We start from the raw sequence: 11,978 nt of genomic DNA, 5'->3' as shown, positions 1-11,978 counted from the left end.
CCGGCGGTCAGCGGCGCGCGGCGGCGAGCAGGTGGGCGCTGGCACCGAGGATCGCGGCGTCCCGCTCGAACGTCTCGGCGCAGGCCACCGCGTCGGCGAACAACCGCTCGTGCGGCCCGGTGCCGAGCGCGTTCAGCAGCGGCCACAGCGGACCCTCCACCCCGTACACCTCCGGGGTGGGCAGTCCGGCCGCGACGAAGTCGGCGACCAGTTCCTCCGGCCGGTGGAAGAACGCGGTGGTGAAGCCGGTGGCCGGGTCGTTCACCCCGGTCTCGTACTGGGCGCGCAACGACCGCCGGTTGTCCTCGTCGAGGCGGCCCTGCACGCTCAGGTCGATCAGCGCGGCGTGGCGGCTGATCGCCGCCGCCACGATCGTCCCGCCCGGCCGGGTCACCCGCGCCGCCTCGCGCAGCGCCGCCACCCGGTCGGCCTGCCGTGGCAGGTGGTAGAGCGGGCCGAGCAGCAGCGTCGCGTCCGCCGCCGCGTCGGGCGACGGCACCGCGCGGGCGTCACCCACCGACACCGTGACCAGCGGGTACGCCGACCGTGCGGCCGCCACGTGCGCGGGCACCAGGTCGACCAGGTGCACCCGGTAGCCGGCCGCCGCGAGCGGACCTGCGTACGCCCCGGGACCGCCGCCGACGTCCAGCACGTCCGCCGGTGCGGCGGGCAGCAGCCGGGCGAGCAGATCCCGGGTACGCCGTGCCTCCAGCCGGCCCTGCGGCGACCCTTCCAGCCGGTCGGCCTCGACGTAGATCTCGGTGTAGTAGCGACTGATGTCCGGCTCGGCCGGGCGGTGTGCGGGCATCGATCGATGGTCGCCGAGAAGCGGAGCACGGGCATCCGTTTTAGCGGTTGCCCGGCCCGCCTACCCTGCCGGGCATGGCATACCAGCCGGCCATGGTGCCGCCGAAGAAGTCCAAGCGAACCCTGTTCATCGTGCTGGGCGTGGTGCTGGCGATCTGTTGCTCCGGCGGTGTGCTCGGCGGCTTCTTCCTCTTCCGGGCCGTGCAGGAGGCCACCGGTCCGGCGCGGTCCACAGCGGAGACGTTCGCCGAGGCGATCGTTGACCGCGACTATCCCGCCGCGTACCGGCAGCTCTGCACCCGCGTACGCGACCGGGTCAGCGAGGCGGACTTCACCCGGCAGCAGTCCTCTCAGCCGGAGTTCACCGGCTACGACATCACCGGGCTGAACGTGTCCAACAACAACGGGCGGGTGAGCGGGTCGACGACCATCCGCTTCACCCCGGCGGTCGGCACCAACGTGACGCAGTCGTTCCCGATGGTCAAGGAGGACGGGGAGTGGCGGATCTGCGAGTGAGCCGGTAGCGGGCCTCCGCGCGCACCTGATCCACTTGTCGCATGGCCCCACCTCCCACCGCACCGCTTCCGCCGGCCGTCGCGGACCGGCTCGCCCGCGAACGCAACGTCTGGCTCTGCACGCTGCGCCGTGACGGCTCCCCGCACGTCACGCCGGTGTGGTTCGTCTACGCCGACGGCGTCTGGTGGATCGGCTGCGAGGCGCGCAGCGTCAAGGCCCGCAACGTGGCGGCCGACCCCCGCGTCTCACTCGCCCTGGAGGACGGGGTCCACCCGGTCGTCGCGGAGGGCACCGCCCGCCTGCACCGAGCCGGCTTCCCGCCCGGGGTCGTCGCGGCGTTCGCGGAGAAGTACGGGGGATGGGACATCCGGCAGCCGGTCACCCCGGACGGGGACCGCGTGCTGCTGGAGGTGCCCGTCCGGCGGTGGCTGCTCGCCGGAACGGCACGCTAGTTCCCGGCCCCGAAGACCTGGCGGCGCAGTTCGCCGACGCGGTCCGGGGATCCGGCACCGCACGGCGGCGCACGCGATCATGCCCGAGACCACCGACGAAACCGGCGGGTCATCGCGGCCCGGATTCCTGTGCCACTCTCTGCGCCATGCGCTTGTCGTCGGGTCTGCGAGTCGCCGCGGTGGTGGCCGGGCTGCTGGCGGTCGGAGCGGCGCTGCTCGCCATGCGGGAGGCGTCGCTTCTGTGGGCAGTGGTCACGCTGGCTGCGCTGGCCGGCCACGCGTTCACCGCCACCGCCATGCCCCGGGTGAAGTGGGGCGTCGCCGCCGGTGCCGGGCTGTTCGCCCTGGTGGCGGTGGCGAACCTGCACCGGTACCGGGAACAGGTGGCGGAGGTGGGCGAGCCGGCACGGGGCCAGGCTGGGGCGGGGGCGTACCTGCTGGAGAGCTGGCAGTACGGCATCGACCGGCAGCGGCTGACAGCCGGGGGCCTGGCTCTCGGCGTACTCCTGCTTGGCGCTGCCGTGTCGGCGTTGCCGGCACGCGGCGGGCGGCGGGGTGTGGTGACGACGGTCCTGGCGGTGGCAGTGCTCGTCTGGTGCGTGGCGAGCGTGGCGCTGACGCCCGGCGAACCGCCGCTGCCCGACCTGTTCGCGGCGGTGTGGCCGGCGTTGCTCGCCGTGCTGGTGACGGCCGGGGTGCTGGCGTGGTCCGGACGGCGGGGCGACCGGCGTGGGCTCCTCCCGGCGGGGATGGTCCTGCTGTCGCTGGTCGCCGTGCGGGTCTGCGCCGATCTCGCCGCCGCCTGGGCGAGCTGGTGGCCGCTGGTCAGGCCCGCCGAGGACGCCTTCCTGCAACCGGGAATCATGATGAGCGTGGGTGCTGCTCCGGGAGGCGCCCTTCAGGTGTCCTCGGCAGTGGAGACGGCTGTCGCTCTCGGCGGCGTGGGGCTGGCGGTCGCCGGTGCACTGCGCGCCCACCGCGAGACCGCGGGCCGCTGAGAACCCACGGCGTCCGGCGGGCCGCGCCTACGGGTGCGTGTCGGTGATCGCGATGACCTCGTCGAGGCGGTCCAGCGCGGCCCGGAGGTCGTCGACCTTGGCCTGGATGCGCTCGCGCTCGGCGCGCAGCATGGCCCGCTGCCCGGGGTCGGTGTGCCCGGCGTCCCAGCACGGCAGGAGTTCGGCGATCCGGCTGCTGGTCAGGCCCGCCGCGTACATCTGCTGGATGAAGCGCACCAGCGTGACCGTGTCCGGCCGGTAGAGGCGCTGACCGGACGCGCTGCGCCTGGGGAAGAGAAGACCCTGCTCCTCGTAGTAGCGCACGGCCCGCACCGACACACCTGCGTCGCGCGCCACCTCGCCGATGCGGATCAGCGGCTCGGTCACGGTGACTCCTCTCACCCCGGTCTCGGCGATGAACACTTGCCTCTGACGTCGACGTCAGGTTTTAGCGTACCGGGCATGGACATCAACAACTCGGTCGCCCTCGTCACCGGAGCCAACCGTGGCCTGGGCCGCGCCTTCGCCCAGCGCCTGCTCGAACGCGGCGCCCACAAGGTCTACGCGACCGCACGCCGGCCCGAGACCGTGGACCTGCCCGGCGTGGAGGTGCTGCCGCTGGACATCACCAGTCCCGCATCCGTACGCGCCGTCGCCGCTGCCGCCCCGGACGTCACGCTGCTCGTCAACAACGCCGGGATCCAGACCGGAACCGACCTGGTGGCCGGTTCACTGGACGCGGTGCGGCACGAGGTGGACACCAACGTGCTCGGCCACCTGGAGATGATCCGCGCATTCGCGCCGGCACTCGCCCGCAACGGCGGAGGCGCGATCGTGAACGTGCTCTCCGCCATGTCGTGGTTCGGGACCAGAGGCGCAGGCGCGTACCACCTGACCAAAGCCGCCGCGTGGGCGATGACGAACGGCGTACGCCTGGAACTCGCCGACCAGGGCACGCTCGTGACGGCGGTACACCTCGGCCTGGCCGACACCGACATGTCCGCCGGCTGGCTCGTGGACAAGATCGCGCCGTCCGACCTGGCCGACGCGGCGCTCGACGGCGTCGAGGCGGGTGCCGCCGAGGTGCTGGCCGACCAGTGGAGCCGCGACGTCAAGTCCCGGCTGACGCTGACGCCGGAGGAGTTCAACGCCGCGATGGACCGGGCGTTGGCGGCGCTGACGGCGGCCTGATCGGCCTACCGGCCGCGCTCCTCGACGGCCGGGAAGACGCCGTCGAGGAGCGTCGTACTCGCGTACGGGCATGGCTGTACTCTCCCGGTCGTGGCCGCCTTCGACGCGGAAGCCGATCTCAGCGGGGACCGGGCTTTCCGCCTCATGAGCAATACGCCGGTGACTCTTTTCTGGCGCTCGTCGATCCTCGATCGGACGACCGGATGGCTGCGTGATCACGGCTACCAGGTCACCCACCTGGACGCCTCGGGCTGGACGACCGAGGAGGCCATGCACCGGGACATGGCCGCCGTGCTCGGGTTCCCCGGCTACTACGGGCACAACCTCGATGCCCTCAACGACTGCATGCGCGACGTGGTGAGCCAGGAGTACGGGTGGACGCCCGAGGCGGCCGGGCTCGTCCTCGTGTTCACCGGCTACGACACGTTCGCCACGCACTGCCCGCGGTCCGCCCAGATCGTGCTGGACACGATGGCGTGTCACTCCCGAAGCGCAAGCCTGATCGGCCGCCGTCTCATGTGTCTCGTGCAGAGCAACGATCCGCAGATCCGGTTCCAGCCGGTCGGCGCGGTCCCCGCGCTCTGGAACGACGCGGAGTGGGCGGACGCCAACCGCCGACCGGACTGACCGGGAAGCTGCCTTTCGGTCGACCGTCGGCGGCGGAGCGGCCTGCGAGGAGCGGTGGCCGTCAACCGGCGAGGTGACCGGTGGCCCGCAGCAGAGCCCGGGAGAAGCGGTTGAGATCGGCACCGGCTAGCTGCGGTGGGGTGAACCAGTCCAGCTCGCTGATCTCGTCGTGGTCGGGGAGCGGCTCTCCGTCGGCGATGGTCGCCTGGTAGACCGCGGTGACGTAGGCGACGCGGTCGCCGTTCGGGTAGCTCACCTCGTAGTCGGGGCCGCCGAGCACGTCCAGCAGCCGCGGCCGGCTGATCCGCACGCCGATCTCCTCGCGGATCTCGCGCACGGCCGCCTGGGCCGGGGACTCTCCGATGTCGACAGCGCCGCCGGGCACCGCCCACCCGTTCCCGTCCTCGGCATGACGTACGAGCAGGACCCGTGCGCGTTCGTCGACGACGACGACCGAGACCGACGGCATCTGGATCAACTCGTGGCCGATCATCGTGCGGAGCCGGGCCAGGTGCGGGGAGATGGCCATCAGGGCACGGTAGCCCCTGCGCGTCGCCTTCGTGACGAACGAGGCGGCCCAGGCCGCACTCGGTGAGAACGGATCCGCTCCGTTCGCCTCCGGACGTGACCAGTTGGTGCTCGGCCGGCTCTCCTGGCAGACCCCGCCCCGGCCTCTCCACGGCATCCCCGGTCACTTTCGTCGCGCTCTTCCCGTACGTCGAGGAGCCTGACCCGGAAACGTTGATGGCGACCGCTCCGGTTCAGATGTCCGACCTGCTGCTGGCCCTCGTCTACATGGGTCCGGACGGGCAGGTGTACTGGGCGCAGCGGCTCCAAGGCTAGGCCGATGGCCCGGGGGTTGTGTCGAACCTCGGCCTCGGGACTGAGGGGAGATCGCGGAACGCCTAGAGTCCGGGGCTGTGGATCTCACCGGCAGCGTGGAGCGGGTGCTCGACCTTCGGACGCTTGATCTCGCAACGCAACCTCTACCCGGTCCCGATACCGCCGCTTCGCGGGTCGTGGGAGACGACTACCTGGTCCTGTACTTGAGTGCCAGCGAAGAGTTCGATGACAACGGACACGTGGTCGAGGTCCTGGAGCGCTTCGAGCAGGACTGCGCCGGCCTTGAAGCGGCAGTGAGCGAATTCTGGGGACCACCAGTGAGCGTCGACCTCCGGCCGTTCATGGACAGCATGGTGCGCGGCGAGGCGGTGCCTGAACTTCCCGGGTTCCTCGCCGGAATCGTGTCGGAGGTGTCCGCGTGGCACCTTGAAGATCGGAGTATCTGTGTCGGCGTCGGCCTGTGCGACACCCACGGTCCGGTGGTTCTGATAGCCGCAGCGGGTGATCTGCGGCGGCATCTCTGAGGCCTGTCTTGTCTGCTGTCGTGTCACTGACCTCGGTCCCCAGGAGCAGCGTCCCCGAGCTGGCTCGGTCGGCCCGCACCTCGTCCTCGTCACTTCGCTCGTACCTGACCGAACACGGCCGCGAACTCCAGGAAGCGTACGACTGGTCGGGGTACTGCGTGCTGCACGTCCTGAGCTATCTGGAGGACCGCGACGTAGACCTGGAGCAGTCGGAGTTCGATGCCGAGTCAGCGGCCGTCAACAACGTCCATGACCTGACGGTGTTCATTACGCCGGCCCATAAGCGGTTCCTGGATCAGCTCGACCCCGCAGCGCACCTCGCGGAGGAGTTGGCCGCCCACTTCGACGAGATGGGGCTGGGCTTCGAGGGCAGCGGCATGGCCGGGTTGGACGGGCTGAGGCTGTTGCACGACAGCGTCTCCGAACTCGGCGACGGCGGCAGATCCGGATGCCCGCAGTCAGGCACACCGGTATTCGTTCGGGCGACTCCGCTCTCTGCGGTCCCGAATGACGACCTTGCCGGACCCGATGGTATTGGTGCAGTCCGGGCCGTGTACGTCGAGGCTGGCGATATCGGTGGTGATCGCGGCCGAGCCGAAGTAGGCGGGATCGAGGACGAAGGCCACACGGGTACCGGCTCCGGCGGGAGCGGCGAACTCCGCAGGTGGCTCGACCGGCCGCAAGCCGACGAGGCGCTGCCGAAAGCCGTGGCCGTGTCGCCAGACTTCGACAGTGGTCTGCGAACTCACTGCCGCCGCCGCGGCGCTCGACCAGCGCTCGCTGGTGAGCAGCGAGCCGTGGTAGCCGAGCTTCGGCATGCCCCGGCCGGTCAGGACGTCCGCCTGGTCGTCGGTCACCGAGAAGATGAGGTCAGCGTTGATCTCCGCTACGACGTCGGGCGTGTGGCTCGCGGCGACAATGGTTGCCGGGTGAAACGCGTGCCCCACGACCGCGCACAGCACCCGAGTCGCCAGACGCGGATCGTCCCTGCCTACCCCGAAATACATACCGGGTCGCTCGCGTACGGATTCGTCGAACTCCAGGACCCTGATCTTCGCGAGGCTGTAGTCAGGCTCCGTCACGCCACCCACGCTATCCAGCCGAGGCCCACGCGGCTATCGGCATGACAGGACGTCTCGTCTTCGGCCGACTTGGCTTCACGGTGGTGAGGTGCGCCCGGCAGGATTCGAACCTGCGGCCTTGGGATTAGAAGTCCCCTGCTCTATCCGCTGAGCTACGGGCGCGCGCCGACGGTCGTCGCGCCAAGAGGGTACCGCCGCTCCCCGCGTGCCCGGGGGTACGGGTCGGCGCGTCCGTTCCGCCCCTCAGCGTCCCACGCCGGGGCCCGGACCGGCACCACAGTTGCGGCGGGTCCGGCGCGGGCCGGGCGGGACGCGATCCGTACCCTCGTCGGATGCTGCTCGACCAGGAAACCGAGAACGAGATCGTCTTCGAGCTGTGCCAGCTCCTCGGGCGGGCCATCCTGCCCCTCACCGGCTCGGATGCGCCGGGCGCTCCGGCGGGCGTGCTCGGCACCGCCTTCTTCTACAGCGAGCTGGTCGGCGCCACCGACGACGGCGAGATCGCGCACGAGTGGCTGCTCACCGCCGACGCGCTGACCGACCGCGCGTACGGCGAGATCGGCTTGCGGCCGAGCGTCACCGACCCGGCCGAGGGGGCGGACGAGCCGATCGACCTGCCCGGTTTCGCCGACTACTGGCTGCACCTGCCGGAACTGGGGCTCGCCGCGATGCCGACCGGCGGTCTGCACGGCTACGCCGACGATCGGGGCTGGCGCTGGCGTACCCAGCAGGTCACCGAGGCGGTGGCCGCACCGGCCGAAGCGGTCGCCCGGATCGGCGCGGCGCCCGCCTCGGCGTTCGTGCTGGCCCTCGGTGTCGGCGACGGCGGGTCGCGGCCGCTGGAGGCGGTGGTCGAGCGGGTCGCCCGCGACGGCGGCGAGGTGCGGGTCACGACGGAGCTGCCCGCGGGCTACGTGGGCGCGCCGGTGTTCGCGGTCGAGGCCGGGCCGGACGGCGGGCCCGCGCTGCGTTGCCTGGGCGTGGTGCTGCCGCCGCAGGCCGGTGGCCATCCGATCGCCACGTTCGACCGGATCCGCGCCGCGCTCACGGCGGTCGTCGCCGACTGAACCGGCCGTCCGGCGGCGGGACGGCCGACCGAGCCGGGCGTCCCGCCGCCGGGACGCCTGGCCTCAGCCCTCGGCGGTCGCGTCGGCCGGCCGCCGCGGGGCCGGCGGCGTCGTGGGCTCCGGCTCGGTCGGCCCGGCGCGCAGGAATCCCTCCGCCCACCGTCCGACCTCCGCGAAGACCTTCTCGCGTACGCCGGGACTGGACAGTGTGAGGTCGTGCAGCCCGCCGTCGAAGCGGGCGAGCGTGACGTGCCGGCCGAGGCGGGGCGCCCAGCGCACCATGTGCTCGACGTCGAGCACGGCGTCGGCGCCGGTCGCGCTGTCGTGCCACTTCGTGCCCCGGAAGCTGCGCGTCGAGCAGGCGAGCAGCACCGGCACCGGGATGTCCAGCCCGGCCCGCAGGCGACGCTGACCGGCGCGGATCGCGTTGATCCAGCCGGCCCGCACCGGGAACCCGGCGAGCGGCTTCCAGGCCAGGTCGTACCGCCACTCGCCTCGGTGGTCGGCGTGCAGGCTCTCGCCGTACACGGTGCCCAGGCCGAACGGCAGCACACGCTGCGGCGCCCTGCGGCCCAGGCGGGAGACGGCGGCCGCGAGGGGTCGACGGACCATCCAGGGCGCGTTGATGTCGAAGAAGGGGCTGTTGAGCACGATGCCGTCGACCAGGCCGGCGTCGCGGCGGTCGTGCGCCCACAGCGAGATGATCAGGCCGCCGGTCGAGTGGCCCATGGCGAGCAGGGTGTCGTGGCCCTCCTCGGCGCGGATGATCTCCGCGGCGGCGTCCAGCTCGGGGAAGTAGTCGCTCAGGTCGCGGCAGAAGTTCGGGGTCTGGTGCGGGAGCAGGCTGCGGCCGTACTTGCGCAGGTCGAGCGCGTAGAAGTCCCAGCCGCGTTCGGCGAAGAAGTCGGCCACGTGGGTCTGGAAGAAGTAGTCGACGAAGCCGTGCACGTAGAGCACGGCGCGGCCGGTCGGGCGGTCGGCGCGCCGCCGCACCAGGGTCGCGACCACCGGCCCCTCGTCGTCGGTGCCCAGCTCGATCGTCCGCCGCTCGTAGGGGGCGCCCAGCACGTCCGGTTCCACGACCGCGACGGTACGCCGCCTTGCTACCCGGCGGTAGGGGTGCTGGGGTTGTAACGAGGGGGCCCTTGTTAACGCATCCGGTAGAGGAAGGGCCCCTTGTTAACAAACGGCACGGCCCGCCCGCCGGCACCGTGCGGGCGGGCCGTGCCGGACTTCAGACGGTCTCGGCGTCCTCGCGCTCGGCGTCCTGCAACGGGGTGCCCTCGGGCTGGTCGACGGCGCGCAGGTGCTTGTTGTGGCGCGGCTCCTGCCGGGTCTTCGCGTCGTTGAGCTTGCGGCGCAGGTCGTCCCGGACGTCGTTGAGCGCGGCGTGCAGATCCTCCTCGGTCGAGGTGGTGACGATCTTCTGCCGCCCGGCGACCCAGCACTCCAGGGTCACCTTCTGGCCCCGGGCCTCGCGGTCCTTGACGGACACCTCCAGCTCGGTGGCGTCGGCGTGGAAGCCGGCGAGCCGGGCGTCCAGGGTCGCGAACTGCTCGGCGATCCAGTTGCGGTCGCCCTGGGAGAACCCGGCGCCGACCCGCAGGCACTCGGCCACGGTCGCGGGGTTCGCCACGGCGCTCATCGCGCTGCCTCGCGGACGTCTCGGAGAAGCATGGGAGCTCCCTTTCTCTCGGTTGATCAAGTACTTACCCAACCGGCGGGATTCCGGAACGCCTGCTTGCCGGTTCCTTTCGATCATGCGTCGCCGCAGGTCAGGCACGTAGGGCCGGTCGGCCTAGCAGACCGGGACCTTGATCAGGTGGTTGTCCACAGGGCGGCCCGTCGTCCACAGGTCCGGGCCGGCGGGTGGTCCGGGCCGGGCGACCGGCCGACGCTCACCGGGACAAGTCGATCCCTGGGAGGGGCGATGTTCGATACGTACGTGACGATCGTCGGCAACGTGCTGACCGCGCCGGAGTGGCGCCGGACCACGCAGAGCGGAACGCTGGTGGCCAACTTCAAGGTCGCCTCGACCGCCCGCCGGCTCGACCGCGACAGCGGCCGCTGGGTCGACGGCAACAGCCTTCGGGTGCGGGTTGTGAAGCAGTGCCACACGAACAGCCCGCCGACCGAGAAGAGAGCCCCGGCGGGTGCGGGAACACCCCCCGGGGCACGGATCAGGAAGAGGCCCTGACCATGCGCAATCCTACCGTGTACCTGACCGCTCCCGCGCGCTCTGCCGTCGCGCTGGCCGCCGCTGTCGCTGCGATCCTCGCTCTCGGCTTCGAGGTCGTGACCGCCTCCCCGATCGGGGACACCGCCGACGACCTGATCGGGGCCGTGGCCGCGGATCAGGCCGCCATCGAGCGGGCGGACGTCATGGTCGCGCTGCCCGGCGCTGAAGCCCTCTGGGAGCCGGTCTTCGCCCGTGAGTTGGGCGTTCCGGTGGTCGACCTCGCCGCGATGCTCGCCGAGGTCTGAGCGTGTCCATCGAAGCCGTTTCCTGGGCGCTGAACGACGCCCCCGAGGTCCCGCCTACCGCCCTCGTGACCCTGATCGGTCTCGCCAACCACGCGCACCCGGACGGCCGGGCCGCGTGGCCGTCTCAGACCCGCCTGGCGCACTACGGCCGGAAGGGCGTCCGGGCCGTTCAGCGTGACCTAGCCGAGCTGGAGCGCCGGGGCCTGATCCGGCGCGGCAACCAGCGCCACGTACAGCACATGCCGGCCGACCGGCGGCCCGTCGTGTGGGACCTGGCGGTCGAGCGCCGACGGGAGACGCCGGCCGAGCTGAGCAACCTCGCCGAGCCGCAGTCGGGCCGCCCGGCCGAGCTGCTAGAGCCTGTGGATAACCGGGGCGTCGTCAGCGTCGCCCCGGTCCGGCGACGCGTCGCCGAGGACGCGACGACACGTCGCCCACGACGCAACGACACGTCGCCCACGACGTACGAACCGTCCTTGAACCCTAAAGAACCATCCCCGCGCGCCCGCTCCCTTCGGGGCGGCGTCGCGCTCCCGACCGACCCCCGCGCGGGTCAGTGTCCGCGGCACCGGGGGAGTCCCGCCGGCAACTGCGGCCCCTGCCGCGGCGAGGCGCTGGGCGGTGTCGTGTGACCCGGGCCGAGCGCGCCGAGGGCGCGCTACTGGTCGCAATCCTCGTCGTTGTCGGCGGGGCGTCCGGCTGGGCGTCGTTTACACACGTCCACGACTGGACGATGGCGAACACGCCCGCGGGCACGCCGGACGCCTTCGGATGGGTCAACGCCGTCGTGTCCGAGCTGGTCCCCGTGGCGGCCCTGCTGGAGATCCGGCGTCGTCGCCGGGCGGCGGCCCCGGTCGGCTACCCGCTCGCCTTGCTGGTCGCCGGGGGCGGTCTCTCGCTGGCCGCTCAGCTCGCCGTGGCGAAGCCGAGCCCGTCGGGCTGGCTGCTGTCCGCCGTGCCGGCCCTGGCGTTCACGGCGCTAGTCAAGCTGGTCTTCGCCCGTACGCCCGCCGCTCGCCCGGTAGCCGCCAGCGCCTCGCCCGTGGCGGCCCCGCCGCCGGCCGCTGCTAGCCCGCTCTCGCCCGCCACTCGCCCGGCCACGCCCACACCTCGCCCGCGCCCGCCCGTGGTCCCGCCCGGCGTCCGGGCGTTGCCGCTGGTCGCCGTTGTCGGCACGCCGCCGGCCACGCCCGTCCCGGTGGCGGCACCGCCCACGACCGCCGAGCGCGTGGCGGCGGTCCTCGCCGAGACGCCCGGGGCGACGCCCGCGCAGATCGCCGCACGCCTGGGCGTGAGCGAGCGCACCGCCCGCCGCTACCTGCCCGCCGACAAGGTGCCGCCAGCGCGCCGCCGCGCGCGGCGCGTGCCGACGCCGGCCGCCGCCTGA

At 72.3% G+C, this 11,978-nt stretch carries 16 protein-coding genes, 1 tRNA gene and 1 pseudogene; 11 read left to right on the top strand and 7 right to left on the bottom strand.

Annotated elements, in window-relative coordinates; genetic code table 11:
* Window positions 1-7: 7 nt before the first annotated feature.
* Window positions 8-808 carry a class I SAM-dependent methyltransferase gene (locus tag MICAU_RS24965; RefSeq protein ID WP_013288125.1) on the bottom strand — a complete coding sequence of 267 codons (801 nt, stop codon included), beginning with the start codon at window positions 806-808 and terminating at the stop codon, window positions 8-10.
* A 74-nt stretch (window positions 809-882) separates the two neighbouring features.
* Here MICAU_RS24965 and MICAU_RS24960 point away from each other — a divergent pair, with 74 nt between their 5' ends.
* The 3 genes from MICAU_RS24960 to MICAU_RS24950 all read left to right on the top strand — a co-directional run bounded on the left by MICAU_RS24960 (window position 883) and on the right by MICAU_RS24950 (window position 2,773).
* The gene (locus tag MICAU_RS24960; protein ID WP_013288124.1) at window positions 883-1,323 is read left to right on the top strand and encodes an Rv0361 family membrane protein; all 441 of its coding nucleotides are present in this window, start codon (window positions 883-885) and stop codon (window positions 1,321-1,323) included.
* Window positions 1,324-1,364: 41 nt separating this feature from the next.
* Window positions 1,365-1,775, top strand: coding sequence for a TIGR03618 family F420-dependent PPOX class oxidoreductase (locus MICAU_RS24955; protein ID WP_013288123.1), 411 nt, complete (start codon window positions 1,365-1,367; stop codon window positions 1,773-1,775).
* A gap of 146 nt (window positions 1,776-1,921) precedes the next feature.
* Window positions 1,922-2,773 (top strand): hypothetical protein, encoded by an 852-nt coding sequence (locus tag MICAU_RS24950; protein ID WP_013288122.1) that lies wholly within the window; start codon window positions 1,922-1,924, stop codon window positions 2,771-2,773.
* Between the two features lie 27 nt (window positions 2,774-2,800).
* On the opposite strand, the gene MICAU_RS24945 is transcribed toward MICAU_RS24950, so the two are convergent.
* Entirely contained in the window at window positions 2,801-3,160 is a 360-nt protein-coding gene (locus tag MICAU_RS24945; protein WP_013288121.1) for a MerR family transcriptional regulator, read from the bottom strand.
* Window positions 3,161-3,235: 75 nt separating this feature from the next.
* Here MICAU_RS24945 and MICAU_RS24940 point away from each other — a divergent pair, with 75 nt between their 5' ends.
* A complete protein-coding gene (locus MICAU_RS24940; RefSeq protein ID WP_013288120.1) occupies window positions 3,236-3,964 on the top strand; it encodes an SDR family oxidoreductase in 729 nt (242 codons plus the stop codon).
* Window positions 3,965-4,054: 90 nt separating this feature from the next.
* Window positions 4,055-4,591 (top strand): barstar family protein, encoded by a 537-nt coding sequence (locus tag MICAU_RS24935; protein WP_013288119.1) that lies wholly within the window; start codon window positions 4,055-4,057, stop codon window positions 4,589-4,591.
* A gap of 61 nt (window positions 4,592-4,652) precedes the next feature.
* On the opposite strand, the gene MICAU_RS24930 is transcribed toward MICAU_RS24935, so the two are convergent.
* The gene (locus MICAU_RS24930) at window positions 4,653-5,120 is read right to left on the bottom strand and encodes an NUDIX domain-containing protein (protein WP_041799105.1); all 468 of its coding nucleotides are present in this window, start codon (window positions 5,118-5,120) and stop codon (window positions 4,653-4,655) included.
* A 391-nt stretch (window positions 5,121-5,511) separates the two neighbouring features.
* On the opposite strand from MICAU_RS24930, the gene MICAU_RS24920 reads away from it, so the two are divergent.
* Complete coding sequence (locus MICAU_RS24920; protein ID WP_157547423.1) at window positions 5,512-5,958, top strand: hypothetical protein; 447 nt, start codon at window positions 5,512-5,514, stop codon at window positions 5,956-5,958.
* A 458-nt stretch (window positions 5,959-6,416) separates the two neighbouring features.
* Here the strand turns inward: MICAU_RS24920 and MICAU_RS24910 are convergent, their stop codons facing one another.
* The gene (locus MICAU_RS24910) at window positions 6,417-7,040 is read right to left on the bottom strand and encodes a DNA topoisomerase IV subunit B family protein (protein WP_013288115.1); all 624 of its coding nucleotides are present in this window, start codon (window positions 7,038-7,040) and stop codon (window positions 6,417-6,419) included.
* A gap of 89 nt (window positions 7,041-7,129) precedes the next feature.
* A tRNA-Arg gene (locus MICAU_RS24905) sits at window positions 7,130-7,202 on the bottom strand.
* 170 nt (window positions 7,203-7,372) lie between these two features.
* Here MICAU_RS24905 and MICAU_RS24900 point away from each other — a divergent pair.
* The gene (locus MICAU_RS24900; protein ID WP_013288114.1) at window positions 7,373-8,107 is read left to right on the top strand and encodes a hypothetical protein; all 735 of its coding nucleotides are present in this window, start codon (window positions 7,373-7,375) and stop codon (window positions 8,105-8,107) included.
* A 63-nt stretch (window positions 8,108-8,170) separates the two neighbouring features.
* Here the strand turns inward: MICAU_RS24900 and MICAU_RS24895 are convergent, their stop codons facing one another.
* Window positions 8,171-9,187, bottom strand: coding sequence for an alpha/beta hydrolase (locus MICAU_RS24895; protein ID WP_041799101.1), 1,017 nt, complete (start codon window positions 9,185-9,187; stop codon window positions 8,171-8,173).
* Between the two features lie 154 nt (window positions 9,188-9,341).
* Entirely contained in the window at window positions 9,342-9,752 is a 411-nt protein-coding gene (locus MICAU_RS24890) for an HPF/RaiA family ribosome-associated protein (RefSeq protein ID WP_013288112.1), read from the bottom strand.
* A gap of 285 nt (window positions 9,753-10,037) precedes the next feature.
* On the opposite strand from MICAU_RS24890, the pseudogene MICAU_RS32105 reads away from it, so the two are divergent.
* The 4 genes and pseudogenes from MICAU_RS32105 to MICAU_RS33250 all read left to right on the top strand — a co-directional run.
* Window positions 10,038-10,208 (top strand): annotated as a pseudogene (locus MICAU_RS32105) (single-stranded DNA-binding protein); the annotation flags it as partial.
* A 98-nt stretch (window positions 10,209-10,306) separates the two neighbouring features.
* Window positions 10,307-10,591: a hypothetical protein gene (locus MICAU_RS24880; RefSeq protein ID WP_013288110.1), complete on the top strand. Its 285-nt coding sequence runs from the start codon at window positions 10,307-10,309 to the stop codon at window positions 10,589-10,591.
* Between the two features lie 2 nt (window positions 10,592-10,593).
* Window positions 10,594-11,223, top strand: a complete 630-nt coding sequence (locus tag MICAU_RS31565; protein WP_013288109.1) for a helix-turn-helix domain-containing protein — start codon at window positions 10,594-10,596, stop codon at window positions 11,221-11,223.
* Complete coding sequence (locus MICAU_RS33250) at window positions 11,220-11,978, top strand: helix-turn-helix domain-containing protein (RefSeq protein ID WP_013288108.1); 759 nt, start codon at window positions 11,220-11,222, stop codon at window positions 11,976-11,978. The genes MICAU_RS31565 and MICAU_RS33250 overlap by 4 nt, the downstream gene beginning before the upstream one ends.

This window comes from Micromonospora aurantiaca ATCC 27029 (assembly GCF_000145235.1).
GTDB classification, from domain to species: Bacteria; Actinomycetota; Actinomycetes; order Mycobacteriales; family Micromonosporaceae; genus Micromonospora; species Micromonospora aurantiaca.
The sequence above is the reverse complement of the archived record's forward strand: the minus strand, read 5'-3'. Positions and strand labels throughout refer to the sequence as shown.

What these genes read in the sequence shown, in the direction of transcription:
- MICAU_RS24965 (WP_013288125.1), bottom strand. Translation starts at nt 808, where the DNA reads ATGCCCGCACACCGCCCGGCCGAGCCGGACATCAGTCGCTACTACACC.
- MICAU_RS24960 (WP_013288124.1), top strand. Translation starts at nt 883, where the DNA reads ATGGCATACCAGCCGGCCATGGTGCCGCCGAAGAAGTCCAAGCGAACC.
- MICAU_RS24955 (WP_013288123.1), top strand. Translation starts at nt 1,365, where the DNA reads ATGGCCCCACCTCCCACCGCACCGCTTCCGCCGGCCGTCGCGGACCGG.
- MICAU_RS24950 (WP_013288122.1), top strand. Translation starts at nt 1,922, where the DNA reads ATGCGCTTGTCGTCGGGTCTGCGAGTCGCCGCGGTGGTGGCCGGGCTG.
- MICAU_RS24940 (WP_013288120.1), top strand. Translation starts at nt 3,236, where the DNA reads ATGGACATCAACAACTCGGTCGCCCTCGTCACCGGAGCCAACCGTGGC.
- MICAU_RS24930 (WP_041799105.1), bottom strand. Translation starts at nt 5,120, where the DNA reads ATGGCCATCTCCCCGCACCTGGCCCGGCTCCGCACGATGATCGGCCAC.
- MICAU_RS24900 (WP_013288114.1), top strand. Translation starts at nt 7,373, where the DNA reads ATGCTGCTCGACCAGGAAACCGAGAACGAGATCGTCTTCGAGCTGTGC.
- MICAU_RS24890 (WP_013288112.1), bottom strand. Translation starts at nt 9,752, where the DNA reads ATGAGCGCCGTGGCGAACCCCGCGACCGTGGCCGAGTGCCTGCGGGTC.
- MICAU_RS24880 (WP_013288110.1), top strand. Translation starts at nt 10,307, where the DNA reads ATGCGCAATCCTACCGTGTACCTGACCGCTCCCGCGCGCTCTGCCGTC.